This window comes from Dokdonella soli (genome assembly GCF_039523175.1).
In the GTDB taxonomy this organism is placed as follows: domain Bacteria; phylum Pseudomonadota; class Gammaproteobacteria; order Xanthomonadales; family Rhodanobacteraceae; genus Dokdonella_A; species Dokdonella_A soli.
This window is the reverse complement of record NZ_BAAAEU010000005.1, coordinates 52,895-72,798: the sequence shown is the minus strand read 5'-3', so window position 1 is coordinate 72,798 and position 19,904 is coordinate 52,895. Positions and strand designations below refer to the sequence as shown.

The window sequence follows — 19,904 nt, the reverse complement described above, 5'->3', positions numbered from 1 at the left end:
GCGCTGATCGGATTGTTAATTGCGCCGGCGCCCCCACCTCGAGACCGATCCACGACAGGCTGCCCATGAGCGACACCCGATCCACCAGCGCGTTCTCGATCATCCGCCGCCTCTGGCCCGAGGTCTGGCGCTACCGGGTGCGCGTAGGTATCGCGCTGCTGTTCCTGGTCGCCGCCAAGCTCGCGAACATTGGCGTGCCGCTGGTCATGAAGAGCCTGATCGACCGGCTCGACCTGACCCCGAAGCCGCTGTTGATCCCGCTGATGCTGCTGGTCGTCTACGGCGCGCTGCGGCTGTCGACCTCGCTGTTCCAGGAACTGCGCCAGATCGTGTTCGCGCGGGTGCTCGCGCGCACTTCGCGGACGATCACGCTGCGCGTGTTCGAGCATCTGCATGCGCTGTCGCTTCGCTTCCATCTCGATCGCCGCACCGGGGGCGTGGCGCGTGACGTCGAACGCGGCATGACGGCGACTTCGGACCTGCTCGACTGGACGATCTACACGATCCTGCCGACTCTGCTCGAGATCGCGCTGGTCTGCGGCATCCTGATCGCGCGCTTCGACTGGACGTTCACTGCGATTACCCTGGCCACGCTCGCCGCCTACATCGCGTTCACGTTCTCGATCACCGAATGGCGCATGCGCTACTACCGCGCCGCGAACGCGGCCGACACCGAAGCGAACGAGCGTGCAGTCGATTCGCTGCTCAACTACGAGACGGTCAAGTACTTCGGCAATGAGCGCCACGAGTTCGGTCGCTATGACGCGAGCCTGGTCAAGCTCGAGGACTCGACCGTCAAGAGCCTGAAGACGCTGGCCGTCCTGAACATCGGCCAGGCAGGTATCGTCGCGATCGGGCTGACCCTGCTGCTGTGGCGCGCGTCCGCGGGCGTCATCGCGGGCACGATGACGTTGGGCGACTTCGTGCTGGTCAATGCATTCCTCGTCCAGCTCTCGATCCCGCTCAACTATCTCGGCATGGTTTACCGCCAGGTCAAACAGGCGCTGATCAACATCGAGCGCATGTTCGTGCTGCTCGGCGAGCAGCGCGAGGTCGAGGACCAGCCGGGCGCGACGCCGCTTCCTGTACACGGCGGCGAGGTGCACTTCGAGCACGTCGATTTCCACTACGACCCGGCGCGCCCGATCCTGCGCGGCATCGATTTCCGCATCCCGGCCGGACACACGGTCGCGGTGGTCGGCACCACCGGTGCCGGAAAGTCCACGCTGGCACGTCTGCTGTTCCGTTTCTACGACGTCAACGGCGGCCGCATCACGATCGACGGCCAGGACATCCGCGACGTCACGCAGGCGTCCTTGCGCGCGGCGATCGGCATCGTGCCGCAGGACACCGTGCTGTTCAACGACACGATCTACTACAACATCGCCTACGGGCGCCCCGATGCGAGCCGCGAGGAAGTGATCGCAGCCGCGAAGGCGGCACATATCCATGCGTTCATCGAATCGCTGCCGCAAGGCTACGAGACCGGCGTCGGCGAGCGCGGCCTGAAACTCTCCGGTGGCGAGAAGCAGCGCGTCGCGATCGCGCGCACCTTGCTGAAGAATCCGGCGATCCTCGTATTCGATGAGGCAACTTCGGCACTCGACACGCGCACCGAGAAGATCATCCAGGCCGAACTCGCCGAGATCGCGCGCGGACGCAGCACGCTGGTCATCGCGCATCGGCTGTCCACGATCGTCGATGCCGACCAGATCCTCGTGCTCGAACGCGGCCACGTCGTCGAGCGCGGCACGCACGAGGAACTGCTGGCCGAGCGCGGCCACTACGCGCACCTGTGGGCCTTGCAGCAGCGCGAGCGCGCGACGGCTACTGAATCCGTCGTCGCCGTCCAAGCCTGACACTGACCGTCAGATTCGCCCGCTCGACCGGCTCCGCACGGGCTGTGTCGTTTTTGTTGCGCAGGCATGTTCCTTGCTTGACCCCGGCCGCTCGTTCACCAGGGGACAATCCTTGAATATTCCCAAGTTGCTCACCGTCTGCGTCGTCGGCGCTGCCGCCGAGGCCGCGGCCGATATCAACCGTCTGATCGACAATCAACGCGGCAGCCTGCAAGCCCGCTGGCGCACCGGTGATCATGCAAGTGCCGACCTGCTGCTAATCGACGCCGAGTCGGTGTACGGCCACATGGACTGGTTGAAGGCGCAATCGAGCAACCGGCTGGCCGCCGCGTTCACGACCGCACCCGAGGCGTACGAGGCCGAACTCTGGCTGCGCAAGCCGATCGCCGCCGCGGACCTGGTCGCCTTGCTCAACCGTGTCGGCGCCGGACTGACCGGCCACCCGCCGCAAGCTGCACCTGCGCCTGAGCCGGTGACACCCGTCCGCGCGGCCCCCGAACCGATCGCGGCCAAGCCGGAACCCGTTCCCGCGCCGCCTGCGCCGCGGAGCCTGCAACTGGCCGATCTTCTCGAGGCGAACTCGCCCGTGCCGGGCCTCCTGCGCCTGACCGCCGAAGGCCTGCCGACCCTGTTGCTGGATCCGCGCAAGCGCGTCTGGCACACCACGGCAACCCTGAAGGCGCTGTCCGGCTGGTGCACGCGCGCGTTGGCCGAGAATGAGGTGAAGGCCCTCAACGACCTGGAATTCCAGGCGGCGATCGCCGCCACGCCAGGTGAACCGTACGCGCGCCTGCAATGGCTCGTGCACCTGCTGCGCGGCGCCGGACGACTTGAGGCGGATCTCGACGTGAACGCGCGTTTCAAGCTTTCGCGCTGGCCACGCAGCGAGCGCGAGTTCCCGAAGCACTTCCGCATCGCGACCATGATGCTGAAGCAGTCGTGCACGCTCGACGAAATCGCCAGCGAAAGCGGCGCGACCATCGCCGAAGTCTCCGACTTCGTCAACGCCTATCGCGCGATCGGCTTCGTCGAACAGGAGGCCGCCGTGCGACCGACTGACGACGCCAGCCGCAGCGGCCTGTTCGCCCGTATGAAAAAAACTTCCGCAATGAGTTGACGAACGCCCGATCGGTCACTATTCTGTCGCGCTCTCTCGGGGCCATAGCTCAGCTGGGAGAGCGCTACAATGGCATTGTAGAGGTCGCCGGTTCGATCCCGGCTGGCTCCACCAGTTAAGTTTTTTGGTTTTCGGTTTTCCTAAGCGTCCCCATCGTCTAGAGGCCTAGGACACCGCCCTTTCACGGCAGTAACAGGGGTTCGAATCCCCTTGGGGACGCCAGAAGGTGAAGGGCGAACAAGGAACAAGTGCACAGGATGTGCATGTTTGAGCAGCAAAACGCGGAGCGGTAGTTCAGCTGGTTAGAATGCTGGCCTGTCACGCCGGAGGTCGCGGGTTCGAGTCCCGTCCGCTCCGCCACACACCCGCCGGTTTGGAGACCTAATCTCCAAACCGGCTTTTTTATGCGCCACGTGCGGGATTCCGACGATTGCGACCGGACTCTTTTCAACCATTGCCGCTGCCCTGCCCCGAATTCTGCCGCCTGTCTCTGCCATCGACTTTCGCGAGTCCGGTCCCCTCTTCTGCTCGCCTGGACTGACTACCGGGTTAGCACGGGTGTCTGCTGTCTTTCAGTCAATGCAGACGCGCACGAACACAACTCAATGCGATGCGGAAGAACGTTGGCAGTAAGGTCCGCGCCTCAGCGCGGCATGCCGTAGAGGCGTCGCTGCTCGTCCCAGTCCAGCGGCGGGAAGCGCTTCAGGGATTTCACCGTAAATTCGACCGGCTGCCTGCCCTGAATGACCTTCTCGATGATGTCCGGCGCCAAGAGCGATCCGTACAGGATCCGGGCGACGTAGCGCTCGTCGAGTTTCTCGGCCTGGGCAATCTCCCGTAGCGATGAGCGCTGTCCGAACGTCAGCTGCTCGTACCAGCGCCGGCCGCGAGCGATCAGCTTGAGCAGAGCTTTGTCGACAACGCCGGCTTCATTACCGACAGGACCATTGTTTACGACCAGCCGCAGGTCGTGACCGGTCCGATACAGCCGCGCGTCAATGCGAAGCGTGAACGTTGCCGGAGACTCATCTGGCTGATTCACACCGAGGAGATTTCGTACACCCTGCCGGCTGATCAGGAGGTCAATGGAAGCCGGTCGCACAACGATCTGAGTCAGTACAGATCGATACAACGTCCAATCCACCTGCTCGCGATCGCGCCCTGCTGTCCGTCGTCGGACGGCGCTCAGGAGATGCTCCCGGCAAGCCGCATCGTCTTCGGCGCTCGTCAGGGTATCGAACAATTCGTCCGGGCTAGCGAGATAGGTCGCCAGCCGGTCCGCGACGTGCTGTTCCAAGGCCTCAGCCGGTAGGCGTCCCTGCTTGCGGTCATGGCCGGCGTCGTCCTGTTTGCGAGAGACGTAGTACCGGTAGCGCCGGCCGCCCTTCGTGGTGTGGACCGGCTCATAGCGTCGCCAGAGTTCATCCGTGATCAGGCCCCGCAAGGAACTCGTCGGCTTGGCGCGCTCGGCGCCGGCCGCACGCTGACGGGTACGCTGTCGAGTTGCCTGGACAGCGCTCCAGAGCTCATCGTCGATGATCGGCTCGTGTTGGCCCGCATGGATCTGCCCCTTGTGGCTGATCTCACCCCGGTAGATACGATTGCCGAGAATCGCGAATAGCGCACCGTTCGAGAAGGCGCAGCCGCCCTTCTCTTCTCCATTCCGGCGTGTCCTGAATTTGCTAGTGATCCCTTCAGCGGCCAGCTCTGCCTTCAACTTCTCAACGTTGCCAAGATCCCGATAGAGCTCGAAGATCCGTTGGACGTGTCGTGCTTCACGTTCGTTGACCACCAACCGTCGATCGATGCAGTCGTAGCCATTGGGCACGTAGCCGCCCATCCACATGCCTTTCTTCTTCGAAGCGGCGATCTTGTCCCGGATGCGCTCACCGGTGACCTCGCGCTCGAACTGGGCAAACGACAGGAGGACGTTGAGGGTCAGTCGACCCATCGACGTCGTCGTGTTGAACGACTGTGTGACGGAGACGAACGAGGCGCCACGCGCATCGAGCCGATCGACCAGCTTGGCGAAGTCGCTCAGGGAGCGCGTCAACCGGTCGACCTTGTAGACGACGATGAGGTCGATCTTGCTGGCGTCGAGATCGGCAAGGAGCTGCGTGAGTGCTGGTCGATCGAGGTTGCCACCGGAGAAGCCGCCGTCGTCGTACCGAATCGGAACGAGCTTCCAACCTTCGTGACGTTGACTCTGGATGTACGCCGCGCAGGCTTCGCGCTGGGCGTCAAGCGAGTTGAAGTCTTGTTCGAGCCCCTCCTCCGAGGACTTACGAGTGTAGATCGCGCAGCGAAGTAAGCGGTTCATGCGGAAGCCCTCTCGGCGGACTTCGCCCGAGACTTCCTGAGACCGAAGAAGCGAGGGCCGGACCAATGTGCGCCAGTGATGGCCTCGGCGATCTCGCTGAGGCTTCGGTATTGCCTGCCGCGATAGGCGAAGCCGCGTTCGAGCACCGTGACCTCGTGCGTGGCGCCGTTCCAGCTACGAACCAGGCGAGCACCGAGACGCAATGTCGGAGATCCATGTTCTGCCGACGCGGTCGAGGATCGGTCATCCTTCAACTGAGTCAACGCATTCAAGCCCTTCTGGGATGCTCGCGGGAGCGAGCCGTGCGCACGCTCTTGCATGCCATAGGCGAGCAGCCGGACCCACAGCTCGCGCTTGGCGCCGGGCGGCGGCGAGGAGCCGAAGACCTTCGACCACAACGAAGTCAGATCATCGAGGTCAAGGTCAGGAAGATCAGCCAGCGAACAGCGTAGACGGCCCATGGTGAACTCCGGTTCGAACCATGGACATTGACGCTCGGTGTGTCGCAAAAAGCGAATCGGACATGTCGCAACGCAACAGCAGTTGCCAACAGCCAACCGGGCCGCACACCAGAACTGGCATTCGGTGGCCACACGAGCGTCAATAGCGTCATCGGCCAATTCATGGCCTTGGTGGAAGGAGCATAGCGTGGCACGCGGAACGTCCAAGCGAAATCAACGCACCATTCTTCCGATACGGCCGTCCGTCAAGCATGCTGACGAACATGATCAATGTTGCACCCAAGCCATTGCGATCGCAGCGCTGCTGATGGAGGCGGACACAGACCCCGCGATTCAGGACTCGGCGTGGGCGATCCAATCACTCGTCGAGCGCGCCAGGGCGATCAGCGAATCACTCTTCCGTCGTTCGCGCAGATCGGCTGAGCCGTAGACGCCAAATCGCACCGCCATGATTCGTTGAGGCAACCCCACCACTGGGGAGCCGCTTTCGACCCCAGTAAGTCATACGCGAACGATAGCTTTCAGGCCCCGGACTGAGTAGCCTGCGGAAACCTCATACGCGTCACGGCAGCCGGTGAAAAACGCCGATCAGCACTTTGTGCCGCAGTTTTACCTGCGGCGTTTTTCTTCTGATGCTGCTTCAGTCGGCACGTTTATCCCACCTAACCGCTTCATCGAACGAGCTTCAATCAAAGGTCAAGCCCAGCGACGATACATGTATGGCCGGGGCCCTGAACTGGAGAAGCTTCTCGGCCAACTTGAAGGTCAGTGGAGTGCGCTGCTCCGTTTCATCGATGAACAGGAGACTCTTCCGCCAGTGATGTCCAACGGGCATCGAGACTTGTTGTTCTTCATCGCATTGCAGCGTGGCCGAACTACATCCGCCGCCACTGATCACGAAGAAGCGTTGTCACTGATGGAGGATTTCAAACAGCGAGCTTACGCCGAGATTGGGAAGACTCCACCGAGGCAGCCGGAGCCTTCACATGATCAGCACGTGCTGAGATCTCTACAAATTCATCTAAGCGCTTGGCCTTATCTTCTCGATCTGCAGCCTCTAGTACTGGTGAACGACTCCGCCGAAGCGTTTATCGCGTCAGATGCACCGGTGTCCTTTCATAACGATGCTCTGTTCGACCTCAAGCATGGCGGCGCCACCGCTTACAGTAGTCCCGGCCTTGTGGTGTTTCTGCCCATTTCTCCTGCCCGCGCCGTTCTGCTGTTCGATCGAAACATGTACAGCGCAAGGCTACGCGCCAATCAACTCGTCATACACCCATCTCTTTCCGACGTATCCTCGCTGAATGCACTGACTGCCGCCAACGCAACTCGAGTCCTGTATTACTCCCCCGGCCAGCCGCACGAGGAGATACTTGCTGCCTACACACTGGCTAAACGTGTTCGCGCTTTGCAGCGAAATGTCACGTTCGAAACAATAGTGAAGGAGCGCGGCGGACAGCGGCGGGTTCTCGCACTATCACCATCCTGTGCTCAGCTGTCCATGAAGCTTTCATTTCTTCGGGCGCTTCCAAAGCGCGTTAAAAAAATGTGGGGCATTCTCGCGCGCCGTCCTTTTCCACGCCATCCAGAGCTGACTTGTTCGCTCGAAGCCTATGAGGAAGCAAATGGGGACAAGTCAGACAGCAAACTGATTCTCGCCTTGCGCGAAAATTATCCGGATCTCCATTCCAGACTATCGGAAGGCGGACGTGCTTTTTTGGGACCTGTTGCTTTGAGCCGAATTCCGGGAATACGCAAAGATATATTGAAGGCCTTTGCAGGTTAGCTACTTACACCACGCAGTTTGACTTCACTCGAGGGCTTTTTCGTCAGCGCGCGTAGCGGCTGACGAAGAAGCTGCATTGCCTTTTCGATACTTAGCGAGCATCAGGCCTTTCAGATTCTTGAACCCCATTTCGCGGACTGGACCCGACACCTCCATCGTATGTTCTTCCACAATGGGATAATTGATCTCGCCGGCCAATATCCGAACTCGAAGCTTGTAGCCGCCAGGTCCCGTCGGAAGGATCGCCAAATCGTCCTGCGCGCGCCCCGTCTCTCCAGGCAACAAATTCCCCAAGCGAACATGGCACACGGATTCAGAGCCACGATCATCCACCGTAATACGCTCATTCAGATGCTGAAATGCGGCTGGTGTCACCCGAAACAGACTCCTGTCACGCGAATCGGGTTCTTTGGGAAGGTGGCCGGCTCGCATCATCACCACCTGCCCCCCATCAGGGGTAATGCAAGTCACTTCCAGCTTTGCATCGCTGAGAGAGAAATCCGACCGATTGGTGAGAGATAGCCTCGCCTGGATTAGTCGGCTCAGGACCGAATGATAGTCCGCCCCATCGCGCCAATAGTGGCGATTGACAGGTACCGGCGATGGCATCGTATGGACCACACCCCCGACATTCATCCTCACGTTATTCTCGTAGTCCGGTAACCCATCGTTGTCAAAACGGATGAACGTCAACTCGAAGCTATTCGGCAACGGTCGGTTCTGCTCATCTTCTATGGACAACTCAATGCGAGGCCTACCTTTTTCGGTGTCGTCCCGCCCCATCTTGGCTACCTCCGATGGTGACGCTTCGTCCGTTGAGCTTCCCCGACGAACGTACACCACAGATTTGCCCAACTTTCCGTAGTCCTTGGTGAGGTAGAATGGCCGTTGCTGCTTCGGGATGACGATGACGGCTACCGTTTTTCCATCGAACAGCCGTTCCTCGTAGCGGAAGTCCAGCTTGGGCTGCACCTTGCTGTTGACGAACTGCTGGAGAGAGGCATCGTCGATGTGTTCCGACGAGATACCAACGACCTCCGCTGGGTGCGGCGTCTGGTCCTTGAATCCGACCAAAATGTAACCAGGCCCGTCGCGGTAAGCGTTGGCCATCGCCAGGATGTCCTTGAGGAGTTCGCTCTTCTCGTGGTCGCTGCAACCGATGAACCGGTACTGCGCTTGCTTGAAGTCCAGGTCCGCCCCTTCGCCCTTGTAGCGCAACCGTTCCAACTGTTCATCGTTGGTCATAGTTAGTCCTTGACGAACAGAAGTATCGTGCCGGTCATACAGTTGCGCGATCTGATGTAGGGACTCACGTTGCTACCATCGGTCCCACATCTGAGACTTCTGGCTTTCGGTGCACTGGATTCTGGTCCTGTACCTCATCTGCAACACTCCTGCCGCCTAAGCAGTCTTCAGTGTGTTGCATCGATCAATTGAATCCAACCTACGGTCCTACTTTGACCATTGGATAGGCGCGTGGCGCCCCACCCCCCGGATAGCGGGAAAACATTACTCTGTCTCCCACCTTCGGGCGATCTGGTCCGTAAAAACTATCGATGTGAAAGAAGACATCGCCGCCGTCCGAGTTGATGAACCCGTACTTGCCGTAATCCATTCGGCGGACGGTCCCGAAAATTCGAAGCTCCGAGTTGTAGCAGAGCGCTCCACACTGCTCTACCAACGCGTCAGCGCGAGGGCGCTCGTCTGGCTCGCGCTTCATGCATGACAACGACAGTTCCAGAACCTGCTTCGCGAGCGCAGCAAACTGAGGATTCTCCGTGAGGAATCGCGGTGGCGGAGCGATCTCGACAGCCGTAATCTTTTTTACGGCTCGCAAACCAGATCCAAAAGGCGTTTCGCCGGCGAGCATGTGGAACATCATTGCGCCGAGAGACCAGATATCGGCCGCGGTCGTAACTTCCTTCGGCGTTTCAATGGCCTCCGGCGCCATATATGGAAGCGCCCCGACCGCCGTCTGTGACATCGACATTGTATTTGGACCGCCCTCGGCCGCTTCTTCAAGCTCCTCTTTGGCAAGCTTGGCGATCCCAAAGTCGGTCACCTTGACTTCATGCATGTCATAGCCGCCAGAGACCATCACATTTGATGGTTTGAGATCGCGATGAACCACATCGACGTGATGGGCAGCAGCTATGCCCTTGGCAAGATGGTGAAACACTCTTGCCGCGAGATAGGGGTCCAAGAATTTGGTGCGCTTCAACAGAGCACGCGAGAGGTCTTCGCCTGCGATCAATTCTTCGATGAGGTAGCGCGCTTCGCCTTCCCTAACATAGTCAAGCGTCTTGGCCACGTTTGGATGATTGACTTTTGCAGCCACAATCGCGCTGCGCCGAAATCGCTTCTCGGCCGAGCTGTTCTTCGGGGTCTTCAGCGCCACTTGTCGATTAGTAAGCGTGTCCTTCGCTAAATAGACATACTGCATACCGCCTTCGGCCATATAGTGATCGACTTCGTATCGACCTCCGATAAGGTCAAGCGGTTTCAGGGGGCCATTCACAAAACAACCTCCGGCGATGCGAGATCGAACGTAACGTAACGACGACTCGCTCCTTTGTCGGGGCCTCCGAGTGCGACGACGCAAGAGCCGGGAAGTGCCTGCCCCTTTACTGTCTTGCCATAATTTATGAACACATCGCCTTGCACGTCGGCGACCACGAAGTTCATCCCGTCGTAGGTGATCGTGATGCTACCCATGCCGGGGAGCTTCGCCGAGACCACACGGTTCGACGCGTTGAGATATGAAGCGTTCCCTTTGTAAACGACAAGCGCTTGATGTCGATCGAACAAGAGATGCTTCGCTAGCGTATCTCGAACTTGCTGCATGCTCGGTCGATCAACGGGGTTAGCAGCTAGGCACGCTTCAATCAGGGAAATGATATCGGGTGCGATTCCGCCACCTTCAGCATTGAGGTAGCCCACTGGCATTGCCACAGGGGGCTGCCGTCCAAGTTCTTCGGGAAGATTTCGGGTGATCAGGTAAGTTGCACAAACCCCGAACGCGTACGTATCAACGGCCGTGCTGAACTGCACCTTGGTTCCGTAAAGCTCAGGTGCCGCGAACCACTTCGTACCGACAAAGCCCATGGTCGATGCCGCGGGACCTTCGTCCCGAGCTAGGCCGAAGTCAAAGATCTTGATGATACCTTCGCCATCAAGTTTCATGTTATTGAGCTTGATGTCCCGATGGATCACGCCAGCCTCGTGAATATTGGCGATCCCGGATGCGATTTGCCAAAGTTGCTTGTAAAGAGCCTCAGGCGAAGTAGCCTTCGTACTATCGTCGAAGAGGTCCGTTCCTTCGATAAACTCCTGAACAACACCAATGGTGTTGGCGTCAAGTTGCAAAATGTCGTAGACCTGCACGACGTGCTTGGACCGAAGCTTCAGAAGCGCTGAGATTTCATCGACGAGCCGCCTTGCTTCTGCGGATTCCTGCATCACTTTGACGGCGACCTTTCGGTCAAGGATGTCGTCGGTGCAGGGATAGACAGCGCCCATGCCGCCTGACAGTGCCTTCCCTAGAACTGTGTAGCGCCCCCCCAACTTGGTCATCGTCAGCTCTTCTTGTTGGAGAACTCTAGCTGGACTTGGGGGACCGATCCGCCACGCTGTGCTCGCGGCTTACGCTTCCTTTCCTTACCTTTCCCGCCCTTTGTCTTAGACGGGACCTTTTCATCCGCGGCCACAGGCTGCTCCGCCGCGACTAAGTCCTCTGTTGGTGCTTCGTTCCTTGCAGTCTGCGGCCTCTTGGAAACAGCGCCCCTTGCGACGACTCGTTGATTCTCGCGGACGATTAGCGGCATGCGAATTTCACCGAACGGGTCCCATATATCGAGACATGCGTACGCGGGAGGTGATTCGTAAAGGGCGACGTTGAACGACACGACTGCAACAGTCGCATTGTCCGGCCCGCCTGCCCAGCGCGCTAGCTCTGTCAGCCTCCGGGCAGTGGCGCCAATGTCTGGCGCATGCCGAACTACTAGGGACATAACGTCTGAACCAGAAGCCAAGAAATGAACGCCATCTGTCGTCAAAATGGCCATGTTGTTGTCAGGGGCGCAAAACAACTTGGACACCTCGAACTCAAGCGGGCCTTCCATTCCAATGTATTGGAGGAGCTTTCCTTGGTCGATGTCTGCCCCGGCAGGGCGTCCGAGCTGCCCGGCGATCGTGTCATCCGTAGAGATCTGAACCAGCGTGTCCTCTGTGGACACGTACAATCGGCTATCGCCGACGCTTGCCCAGTAGACGCCTTTGTTCTCCGTTACGAGTAAGAGCACGAGCGTGGTCCCGCCTGCTCCACCGTATGCCATGCGCACGGCGTTATGAGCGCTGTTCACAGCGTTGTCCGCCCATTCCAATGGTGGCGCGCCAGAGCTCGCGAGCCGATGGACAGCGTCGAAGGCTGCACTCACAGCAAGCGCGGCGCATTGAGCGCCATCCCTCATACCTCCAATCCCATCGGCCAAAGCAACGACTATGTAGGGATTGCCGAGATCATCACGACCGCGGGCGACGGCCACCCGATCCTGATTCTCCTTGCGAACTGTGCCAACGTCGCTACCAAGCGCCGCGAGCACGGGCAGCACTCGCCGGACGCCGGACGCTGGAACCCGCCGAAGCAGCCAGTCTTGTACTTGCAGCAGTAGAGGTGTGGGTTCGCTTTCCATGGGCGCCATTCGGAATACCTGGTACTCGATGATAGAGGGTCTGTCAACGAGCCAGGAAGGCAGGGGTCAAGATCCACCCTGATTCGTATACTTAGCGAGACGTGCCTGACACCATCTGTAGTGGTCTCTTTTTTTTCGAGCCCCGTACAAAGAGAGTATATCGGGACGAGCGGAGAGAGCCCTCCCCAGAGATGGCAGTTTGCGTACGCCAGCTGATCGTCTTGACCCAGCCGAAGCCTCAGTTGTGCAGACCTCCCCTACGAGCGGCGCACCCCATTCTCGATGCTCGCGTGAAGTGACGTGTGTAAGAAGACGGCGCGACGACACGTAAGAACTCTCCGACGCACAGATGCGCGCTCAGACACTGGCTGTAGTCGGCATCGCTAAAAAACCGAACTGGGATTAACCCGACTTGGCTTCAATGATGCGCCGCGATTTCGACTGCGAGCGCGGCCACGGTGCGATCCCTTCATACGAAGCAATATCAGGCGTTCATCGCCTTGATGGTGCTTGCGCGGAAGGAAGCCGACATTACGCAGCACGAACTCGCCCGCCGGCTGAAGAAGCCGCAGTCGTTCGTCTCCAAGTACGAGCGGTGCGAGCGCCGCCTCGACGTTCCCGAGTACATCCGCATCGTCCGCGCCCTCGGACTCGATCCCGCCAAGCTGCTCCGCCAGATCGACAAGTCGATCGAGTAGTCAACCACGCACCGCAACATCGAATTCTCGCTGCATCGCTACACTAAAATAACCCGTTATGGGATCATCCCAGGTGCCGGTCGCCATCGCCGACCATGCGCAAGGGGAACCATGGCACGCGTATCCGGAGCCCGCTTATACGACGAGGGAGCGACACTCGATGGCTAAGGAAAGCCCCTTCGTCGACAGCGCGCTGGAACTGGCGCAGAGCATTCTTCTGCCACCGCTGTCGCTCCAACGTAGCGCCTCTCTGCTCTATCAAATCGCCGTCGACAACGAGCTGAGCCTGACCGTCGATCCCAAGTCGCCCCGGCGCGGGACATCTGCGTTCCAGACCGATCTTTGCGTGTTCGAGACCAAGCGCGCCGGCATCGTGATCCCGCGCGTCGTGCTTGAATTCAAGACGCGTATCACGACCCATGATGTGCTGACCTACAGCACCAAGGCGCGCAAGCACAAACAGGTCTACCCCTACCTGCGCTACGGCCTGGTCATGTCGGAAGAGCCGCATATCGCCGGCCGCGTCTTCAACCACAACGAAGCGCTGGACTTCGCGGTGGCCGTCGGCGGCTATTCCATCGCGGCGTTCAAGGAACTGTTGGCGCACCTGCTCAACGAGGAGATCGCCGCGTCGCGTGAACTTGAGGCGATCTTCTTCGGATCGGCCAAGCGGCGCCTGTTTCGGAGCGCCGTGGTCGCTTCGTAAGTCCCTAGGACCGAACCACCACACGTCCGTCACCGCCCGCCAACTGATCAAGGCCGACCAAAAACCCCGTGCTCATGTCTCAACGGACGCAGCGCGAGACGGTCAACGCTGCCGCAGCACGGGCGCGGCGATCGAATGCCGCCTAGAAAACCGGAGAACCGAAAATGAATCGAACATGTGCCAGTTGTGGAGCCACCAAGGCCAACGCGGACATGACCGCGGAGGAAACCTGCCCCGCGTGCGGAGCCAACTTCTCTCGGGCTTCGGCGGCGTTGGGGCAACAGCTGCGCCTGCCACGCGATCCTGCTCCCGCTGGCCGCCGAGCCGGAAGGCTGGAGAAGTTTTGCTGGTGGGGGACGATCATCGGCAGCCTCATCGGCCTGGTTCAGATGCTCATCACGGCGTTCTCAGCCACCAGCGCCCCGCAGCAGGCCGCGGGTGCCGCGATGGCCGTCATGACAGCCGCCGTTCCGTACTGCCTGGCTCGCGCCGTCCAGATGCTTTCCTTGCGGGATCCCTAATCCTACCTGGCCCTGCGAGGGCGGCTGGTGGCACCGGTTACGCCGGCGGCAGCCGCCCATCCCTGCGCATCTGCTCGACCTCCGTCCTGTAGTACTCCAGCAACCCGGTGTTCTTGCCGAGATCGCGAAACCACTGCAACGCCTGCGAGGTGGAGTCGACCTGGTCGCTATGGCGGCATTGCGGAAACTCGGCCATCTCCTGCTCGTAGTCAGCCAACCACGGCGCGTCCTTGGGCAGATATACGAAGCCGTTCTCGATGATCGCGGTCTGCGCCACCATGCGCATCTGCGACACAGCCGGCTCATCGTCAGCGCACCGCGGTGACCGGAATGGGGTCCCGCACCCCGGCCACCGCTGCGAATCTGTCACAGTCTGTCCAGACCTGTCATCCCACAATGACGCCTTGTTCTGCCGGGTCAACTACCGTGATGTCTGTGACGACGTTGAGGGGCGAATTCCAGTCCACCTGCAGATAGAACTCGACGCCACCGCCGCCACCGTCGTCGCCATGCGGACGCACATTCTTGACATAGATCGGTGCGTCGCCACGGGTTCGGGAAATCGCGGCCAAGGGTCCAAAGAGGGACCCCGTGTCGACGACCCCCTCACTGGCTGCGATGTGGATGACCGAATTTTGGTCAATCACACCGCCCCAGTTGAAGTTCTTCCACCCGGACGAAGCATTGCTCCACATGACGCGGATAGTACGGCTCATGATTGTCTCCTTCCTGAGAATTCGGCGGTCAGTGTCGATGGCGTGAAAGCGCCGCCGCGGCTTTCGCGTTTTTCATACGGGATAAGTCACGCGAAACCGACACCGCGCCGCTGCTGCGGCTGCGAAATCCCCTGAGCGACCACTTCCTTTGGCTGCGACATCACTCGCTGATGGGTTATGGAAAGTTTTGGCGCCTGCCCGCCTCGACGTATGCGGCAAGTCGTCGCGAAGGCGTGTAGGAATATCGCCATCTAGGCGAGACCGGTGATCAGCCAACGGGCATGCCCTCCTCGATCGCGGTAGCGACGCTCATAACCCCCAATCCGGATATGCGCGAGGGCTGGTTACACGCCGATCGAGCGGATGCGCGTGCACTCTGCGCGCCGATCTCGAATAGACCCGCGCACCGATTCTCAGTCATCTCCTTTGTCTTCCCACCAGGTGTGCACGCCATCGCTAGCCGTATTGGCAGGCTCCCTGCGCTGCCCGCCTGCGCGCGTTCTCCTCGCGGTAGTACAACAGCAGCCCCAGATTGTTCTGGCCACACTTGATCCACTCCAATGCCTGGCTGGTCGAGTCGACCTGATCGTCGTACCGACTGCCGGGGAAGGTCGTCAGCTCATGCAGGTATTCGGCGAGCCACGGCGCGCGCTCAGGCACGTGCACGAACCCGCTCTCCATCGTGGCGGTCTGCGCATGCAAGCGCATCAGCTTGTCCCCGCGCGGTTCATATGCCTGCACGCCATGGATGCCGTCTTGGCGCAGTTCCTGGATGAGCTGCGTGCCCGCGGCCTTGTCTTCGATCAGGATGGTCGTGGCCCGGTATTCGTGTGCCACCTGCGCCACCGTGCGCTTCAACTGGGGATAGTTCATTTTTTCGCGGACCACATGCAGCAGGTAGGCATGCCCGTCCTTCACGCCCCAGACGGTGCCCGCGCTGTAGTCGGCCAGTTCCGTCGGCTTGTTGGCGGTGTCCCAACTGCAGACGATCTGGTCGAACGACGCGGGCTTCTCGTCCAGGGAATAACGCTGCAGCCAGACCAACTTCACCAGACCACCGCCGAGCGGCGCCGGTGCCTGCATATACTGACCGGCATAGTGGTACTCGCCGATCGTGGCGCGCGTCTGCGCCAGCGTTTCGGGGGTTTCGCGGTCGGGATGCAGGATGCCGCCCAAACTGCGACGGTAGGTCCGGGGACCCAACGGCGTATCGTACGAAATCGCTTCATCCTGTTCGGCGATGACCGGGAACGAGATCCGCTCCCACGGTTCCTGCTCCAGCACGTGGCCGGTCAGATCGTCCTCGTGAAGGCGGTGCATGATCAGAATGATGCACGACGTCGTGCGATCGTTCTGCTGCGAATACAGCGTGGAGTCGAACCATTCATTGGCTTTCTTGCGCATGGCATCGGAGATCGCATCCTCCGGTTTCGTCGGATCGTCGATGATCAGAAAATCGCCGCCCCGGCCGGTCAGGACGCCACCAATGGAGGTCGCGAGGCGCGAGCCTTTGGCGGTCGTTGTAAATTCCTGCATGGCGTTGCGCTCGCGCGACAAGCGAGCGCGGAACGCCCGCTTGAACCACGGGCTTTCCATCACCGCACGCGTATCCATCGAGTGTTTGTTCGCCAGATCCTGGGCATAGCTGCAGGCGATGATGCGGGCCGAGGGGTTGAGCCCTAGCACCCAGGCCGGGAAGGCCACCGAGGCCGCGATCGACTTGGTGTGCCGTGGTGGCAGGTTGATGATCAGGCGGCGCGTGCGCCCCAGGAAGCAGTCACGCAGCTTCGAGGCGATGACGTCGATGTATTCGCTATGGCGATACGGGGTGCCGGGATTCAGTTCCAGAAAGGTGCGATGGATGAACGTCGACAGATCAAGGCGCAGCGCGACGTCCATCTCATGGGGAGTCAGCAGGTTCATGGGCGAGTTCCTTTGGGTGTGCGGCGACGGTTGCTCGGCGAAGCGATCTCGGTGTTTTGTTGCGGCGGCTCCGGATTCGGCGCCGCCGCAGCGAACCGCTGCATCAGGTTCGCCATGACGGCCTGGTCGTCGGCATCGACCGCCGTCGTGGCCTCAGGCGACAAGGTGTCGTCGACGACGCGCAACTGGGGCAGCAACAAATGCAGCGCGCGGAAGTCACCGGAGGCCGCCTTGTTGGCCAGCTGCTTGGCCGCCGCCTCCAGCTTCGTGATCGTCCTGGGCTTGCCCCGTTCGATCACCGTGACGCGCTCGCGCATGGCGCGATCGAGGACGGTCGACAGGTTCAAGCTGCCGCGCGGACGACCTTTCGGATTGCCGGACTGGCCGGGCTTGAACTGCGTGGCTTTGGGCGGGCGCTTGTAACCGACCGTGTCGTCGGTGCTCGCGGAAACCTTCTTACGCATGACCGCCCTCCTCGCGCCGTTCGCGCACCTCATCAAAGGTCAGCTGGAGGGCCGCGTGGACTGGCGAGCGTCCAGCCTTGCGCATCCAGCGGCGCAAGGCGAGATCGACGTAGCGCGGATCGAGTTCGATGCCGCGCGCGATACGGCCGACGCGCTCGGCCGCGATCAGGGTCGAGCCGCTGCCGAGAAAGGGATCGAGCACGAGGTCACCGCGGGTCGACACGTCCATCAGCGCGTCAGCGATCATCGCGACCGGCTTCGGGGTCGGGTGCTCGGCGAGCAGATCGCCCTCGCCGTCCGCATCGCCGCCGATGGCGTGCGGCGTAGGGTAGTCCCAGACATTGGTGCGGTTACGGCCGAAGCGGCCGAGGGCGACGTGATTCTGGTGCGACGCGGTACCGGCCTTGAATACGAAGATCAGTTCGTGGCGGCTGCGGTAAAGGCTCCCCATGCCGCCATTGTTCTTCGCCCAGACGCAGAGGTTCTTCAGCTCGCTGTAGACGGACTCGCCAGCATCGAGCAGCTCGCGTAGGTGGCGGAAGTCCATGCAGATGAAGTGAATGGAACCATCGCCACTGTGCTGCACCATCAGTTGGCAGGCGCGACGCAGGAAGTCGGTGAACTCGCGGCGATTCATTTCGCCGCTGGCCATGGCGAACTCGCGGTGCTGATGGCGCCCCTTACCGCTGATCGAGGACACCTTCACGTTGTACGGCGGATCGGTAAACACGACCGATGCGCACTCGTTCGGCATCAGGACGCCGTAGCTCGCCGGATCCAGCGCATCACCGCAGTAGACGCGATGCGCACCGGCAAGCCACAGATCACCGCGACGGGTGACCGACGGCTGCAGCGCCGGCAGTGCGTCGTCGGGGTCCGGGCCGGCGGGAGCGGGATCGAGCCCTTGAATCGCGAGATCGATCTCGGCCAGATCGAAGCCGGTGACCGTCAGGTCGAAGTCGAGATCCGCCGCCGATAGCTCCAGGAACTGCTCACGCAGCAGCGCCTCGTCCCACGTACTGATCTCGGTCAAGCGGTTGTCCGCGATCAGAAATGCCTTGCGCTGCGCGTCGGTCAAGTGAGCGAGCGTGATCGTCGGTACCTGCGTCAGTCCGAGCCGGATCGCAGCCGACAGGCGACCGTGGCCGGCGACCACGCCGCTCTGGTCGTCGATCAGGATCGGGACATTGAAACCGAAGGTCTCGATCGAGGTCGCAATCTGGTCGATTTGTTTGGCCGAATGCTGGCGGGGATTGCCGGGGTCCGGCTTCAGTTCGTTGGGCGAACGATAGGCAATGGCCAATGACAGGCGCGCACGGGTCGATTGAAGAGTGCTGACCCTCGGTTTTGTGATCGCACGGGGGCGCGTGCGCGCGCTTAGGGGCTTCATCGGATTCTCCAGAGCGCGATAGGCGCCTTCCGGAGAATCTCGCAGCCTGCGTGCCGCGGAGCGCGCGAATACGGGCTATTTCTTACCCGTATTCGCAGGGATCTGCGAGAACGTCTTCACGGCGCGTTCGACGACGCGCTGGATGATCAGCAGAAAGCGGCGGCGTTGTTGCTCGGTTGCCTGACCCGAACTCGGTTTATGGCGAGCATCGAACCATGATGTAAGCGCGTCTTTCCAACGAGCGTTGCATTGCTTTCGGTACGACGACCGCTCGCCGCCCTTCTTGGAGGATTCCTGCTGAAGCCAGCCGAGGAAATCCTGAAACCCTTGCAGTTGGCAATGGAGCACCTCGAAGTTCACGAACCGCTGGTACTCCATGAGCAGGGTGAGATGGCCGTCGGCCCTCTGCAAAACATTCGAAAACGTTCCTGCACGTTTCGCCAGCGGCGCAGCCAGCGAAATGAAATCCGATCGCAACAGGACGTTCTTCGCGTTCGCAAGTTCCGACGCCCATACGTCGAGCTGACGTGTCAGATCCGTGAGCATCGTCGTCCGGCGCGGGCCATCTTTGATCCCGAGCAGTTCCATGCCCAGCTCGATCCGCTCACGCTCGGTGAGCGTGACCTGGACCTTTGGCGCTGGGGAACGGGGTTTCCTTGGCTTGCGTGAAGGCATGCAGGAGAGGCGAAATGATGCTCCGCCGCAGATAAGAGAGAAGTACCGTCGGACTACTTTATCAGGAGACTCTTATCTTTCTCGCCGGCCTTCACGGCCGCCGCGCACCACACCGATCTTGGTCCGATCTTCCGGCAAGAGAACAACGGAAATCGTCCGTTTGGCTCGATGCCGCTTCGGCGCTTTCTTCTGAACCACGGAGCCCGACCTCGCGACGCAGTAGGCGACGATGGAGCAATGCTCGCACAGAGCGACACGTCATAGCCCCATCTTTGCTATGCGGGCGCAGCGCTTCGCTGCCAACCAAATACTCCGTCTACTCAAATCCCCCAGCAAAGATGCCCGCGAAAGATGGAATAGTTTGCTACTGTGCGGCGCACCGATACGGTCCTCAGGGGGATTGTGATGCGTGTTGCCCGCTCCGTCGCTGCGTTGCTGCTGCCTTTCCTTCTCACACCGGGCGTCCGTGCGATGTCGCCCGAACCGGCACCGGCAGTCGAGGCGGCGAGTCCGCTGCTTCCTTCGCAGATTTCGACTAGGCGGTATGGGATCGTTCCTTACCGTGCCGGCAATGCCC

19 protein-coding genes and 3 tRNA genes are annotated in these 19,904 nt (G+C 60.7%); 10 read left to right on the top strand and 12 right to left on the bottom strand.

The annotated features are described in order from the left end of the window. Positions 1–65 precede the first annotated feature (65 nt). From ABD002_RS05385 to ABD002_RS05365, 5 genes are all read left to right on the top strand, one after another. A complete protein-coding gene (locus ABD002_RS05385; protein WP_343787952.1) occupies positions 66–1,859 on the top strand; it encodes an ABCB family ABC transporter ATP-binding protein/permease in 1,794 nt (597 codons plus the stop codon). 112 nt (positions 1,860–1,971) lie between these two features. Beyond that, complete coding sequence (locus ABD002_RS05380; protein ID WP_343787950.1) at positions 1,972–2,976, top strand: hypothetical protein; 1,005 nt, start codon at positions 1,972–1,974, stop codon at positions 2,974–2,976. A 38-nt stretch (positions 2,977–3,014) separates the two neighbouring features. Further along, positions 3,015–3,090, top strand: a tRNA-Ala gene (locus ABD002_RS05375). Between the two features lie 32 nt (positions 3,091–3,122). Further along, positions 3,123–3,198, top strand: a tRNA-Glu gene (locus ABD002_RS05370). A gap of 61 nt (positions 3,199–3,259) precedes the next feature. Further along, positions 3,260–3,336, top strand: a tRNA-Asp gene (locus tag ABD002_RS05365). A 283-nt stretch (positions 3,337–3,619) separates the two neighbouring features. Here ABD002_RS05365 and ABD002_RS05360 read toward each other — a convergent pair. Both ABD002_RS05360 and ABD002_RS05355 read right to left on the bottom strand, forming a co-directional pair. Continuing rightward, entirely contained in the window at positions 3,620–5,296 is a 1,677-nt protein-coding gene (locus ABD002_RS05360; protein WP_343787948.1) for a recombinase family protein, read from the bottom strand. Next, positions 5,293–5,916 (bottom strand): DUF2924 domain-containing protein, encoded by a 624-nt coding sequence (locus ABD002_RS05355; RefSeq protein WP_343787946.1) that lies wholly within the window; start codon positions 5,914–5,916, stop codon positions 5,293–5,295. Before ABD002_RS05355 ends, ABD002_RS05360 begins: the two co-directional genes overlap by 4 nt. A 415-nt stretch (positions 5,917–6,331) precedes the next feature. Here ABD002_RS05355 and ABD002_RS05350 point away from each other — a divergent pair, with 415 nt between their 5' ends. After that, a complete protein-coding gene (locus ABD002_RS05350) occupies positions 6,332–7,543 on the top strand; it encodes a DUF4238 domain-containing protein (RefSeq protein WP_343787944.1) in 1,212 nt (403 codons plus the stop codon). A 24-nt stretch (positions 7,544–7,567) separates the two neighbouring features. On the opposite strand, the gene ABD002_RS05345 is transcribed toward ABD002_RS05350, so the two are convergent. From ABD002_RS05345 to ABD002_RS05330, 4 genes are all read right to left on the bottom strand, one after another. Next, complete coding sequence (locus ABD002_RS05345) at positions 7,568–8,788, bottom strand: AlbA family DNA-binding domain-containing protein (protein WP_343787942.1); 1,221 nt, start codon at positions 8,786–8,788, stop codon at positions 7,568–7,570. A gap of 199 nt (positions 8,789–8,987) precedes the next feature. Then, entirely contained in the window at positions 8,988–10,061 is a 1,074-nt protein-coding gene (locus ABD002_RS05340) for a protein kinase domain-containing protein (RefSeq protein WP_343787940.1), read from the bottom strand. Next, positions 10,058–11,116 (bottom strand): serine/threonine-protein kinase, encoded by a 1,059-nt coding sequence (locus tag ABD002_RS05335; RefSeq protein ID WP_343787938.1) that lies wholly within the window; start codon positions 11,114–11,116, stop codon positions 10,058–10,060. The genes ABD002_RS05340 and ABD002_RS05335 overlap by 4 nt, the downstream gene beginning before the upstream one ends. 2 nt (positions 11,117–11,118) lie before the next feature. Further along, positions 11,119–12,045: a PP2C family protein-serine/threonine phosphatase gene (locus tag ABD002_RS05330; RefSeq protein ID WP_343788057.1), complete on the bottom strand. Its 927-nt coding sequence runs from the start codon at positions 12,043–12,045 to the stop codon at positions 11,119–11,121. Here ABD002_RS05330 and ABD002_RS05325 point away from each other — a divergent pair. The 4 genes from ABD002_RS05325 (at position 11,953) to ABD002_RS05310 (ending at position 14,159) form a co-directional block, all read left to right on the top strand. Then, entirely contained in the window at positions 11,953–12,213 is a 261-nt protein-coding gene (locus ABD002_RS05325; protein WP_343788061.1) for a hypothetical protein, read from the top strand. The two genes, ABD002_RS05330 and ABD002_RS05325, sit on opposite strands and share 93 nt — an antisense overlap. Before the next feature lie 479 nt (positions 12,214–12,692). Next, a complete protein-coding gene (locus ABD002_RS05320; RefSeq protein ID WP_343787937.1) occupies positions 12,693–12,932 on the top strand; it encodes a helix-turn-helix domain-containing protein in 240 nt (79 codons plus the stop codon). Positions 12,933–13,005: 73 nt separating this feature from the next. Next, the gene (locus ABD002_RS05315; protein ID WP_343787935.1) at positions 13,006–13,638 is read left to right on the top strand and encodes a hypothetical protein; all 633 of its coding nucleotides are present in this window, start codon (positions 13,006–13,008) and stop codon (positions 13,636–13,638) included. A 212-nt stretch (positions 13,639–13,850) separates the two neighbouring features. Continuing rightward, entirely contained in the window at positions 13,851–14,159 is a 309-nt protein-coding gene (locus ABD002_RS05310; protein ID WP_343787933.1) for a hypothetical protein, read from the top strand. A 37-nt stretch (positions 14,160–14,196) separates the two neighbouring features. Here the strand turns inward: ABD002_RS05310 and ABD002_RS05305 are convergent, their stop codons facing one another. The 6 genes from ABD002_RS05305 to ABD002_RS05280 form a co-directional block, all read right to left on the bottom strand. Then, positions 14,197–14,439 carry a hypothetical protein gene (locus ABD002_RS05305; protein WP_343787931.1) on the bottom strand — a complete coding sequence of 81 codons (243 nt, stop codon included), beginning with the start codon at positions 14,437–14,439 and terminating at the stop codon, positions 14,197–14,199. A gap of 106 nt (positions 14,440–14,545) precedes the next feature. Then, positions 14,546–14,875 (bottom strand): hypothetical protein, encoded by a 330-nt coding sequence (locus tag ABD002_RS05300; protein ID WP_343787929.1) that lies wholly within the window; start codon positions 14,873–14,875, stop codon positions 14,546–14,548. A gap of 456 nt (positions 14,876–15,331) precedes the next feature. Then, positions 15,332–16,798, bottom strand: coding sequence for a phage terminase large subunit (gene terL, locus ABD002_RS05295; protein WP_343787927.1), 1,467 nt, complete (start codon positions 16,796–16,798; stop codon positions 15,332–15,334). Further along, entirely contained in the window at positions 16,795–17,262 is a 468-nt protein-coding gene (locus ABD002_RS05290; RefSeq protein ID WP_343787925.1) for a DUF5681 domain-containing protein, read from the bottom strand. Before ABD002_RS05290 ends, terL begins: the two co-directional genes overlap by 4 nt. After that, positions 17,255–18,652, bottom strand: coding sequence for a site-specific DNA-methyltransferase (locus ABD002_RS05285; protein ID WP_343787923.1), 1,398 nt, complete (start codon positions 18,650–18,652; stop codon positions 17,255–17,257). The genes ABD002_RS05290 and ABD002_RS05285 overlap by 8 nt, the downstream gene beginning before the upstream one ends. A 75-nt stretch (positions 18,653–18,727) precedes the next feature. After that, the gene (locus ABD002_RS05280) at positions 18,728–19,327 is read right to left on the bottom strand and encodes a hypothetical protein (RefSeq protein WP_343787921.1); all 600 of its coding nucleotides are present in this window, start codon (positions 19,325–19,327) and stop codon (positions 18,728–18,730) included. Positions 19,328–19,904 lie beyond the last annotated feature (577 nt).

Coding starts and splice junctions, on each gene's coding strand:
- ABD002_RS05310 (WP_343787933.1), top strand. CDS start 13,851: ATGACCGCGGAGGAAACCTGCCCCGCGTGCGGAGCCAACTTCTCTCGG.
- ABD002_RS05335 (WP_343787938.1), bottom strand. CDS start 11,116: ATGACCAAGTTGGGGGGGCGCTACACAGTTCTAGGGAAGGCACTGTCA.
- ABD002_RS05360 (WP_343787948.1), bottom strand. CDS start 5,296: ATGAACCGCTTACTTCGCTGCGCGATCTACACTCGTAAGTCCTCGGAG.
- terL (WP_343787927.1), bottom strand. CDS start 16,798: ATGAACCTGCTGACTCCCCATGAGATGGACGTCGCGCTGCGCCTTGAT.
- ABD002_RS05290 (WP_343787925.1), bottom strand. CDS start 17,262: ATGCGTAAGAAGGTTTCCGCGAGCACCGACGACACGGTCGGTTACAAG.
- ABD002_RS05280 (WP_343787921.1), bottom strand. CDS start 19,327: ATGCCTTCACGCAAGCCAAGGAAACCCCGTTCCCCAGCGCCAAAGGTC.
- ABD002_RS05325 (WP_343788061.1), top strand. CDS start 11,953: ATGGACAGCGTCGAAGGCTGCACTCACAGCAAGCGCGGCGCATTGAGC.
- ABD002_RS05345 (WP_343787942.1), bottom strand. CDS start 8,788: ATGACCAACGATGAACAGTTGGAACGGTTGCGCTACAAGGGCGAAGGG.
- ABD002_RS05305 (WP_343787931.1), bottom strand. CDS start 14,439: ATGGTGGCGCAGACCGCGATCATCGAGAACGGCTTCGTATATCTGCCC.
- ABD002_RS05300 (WP_343787929.1), bottom strand. CDS start 14,875: ATGAGCCGTACTATCCGCGTCATGTGGAGCAATGCTTCGTCCGGGTGG.
- ABD002_RS05385 (WP_343787952.1), top strand. CDS start 66: ATGAGCGACACCCGATCCACCAGCGCGTTCTCGATCATCCGCCGCCTC.
- ABD002_RS05285 (WP_343787923.1), bottom strand. CDS start 18,652: ATGAAGCCCCTAAGCGCGCGCACGCGCCCCCGTGCGATCACAAAACCG.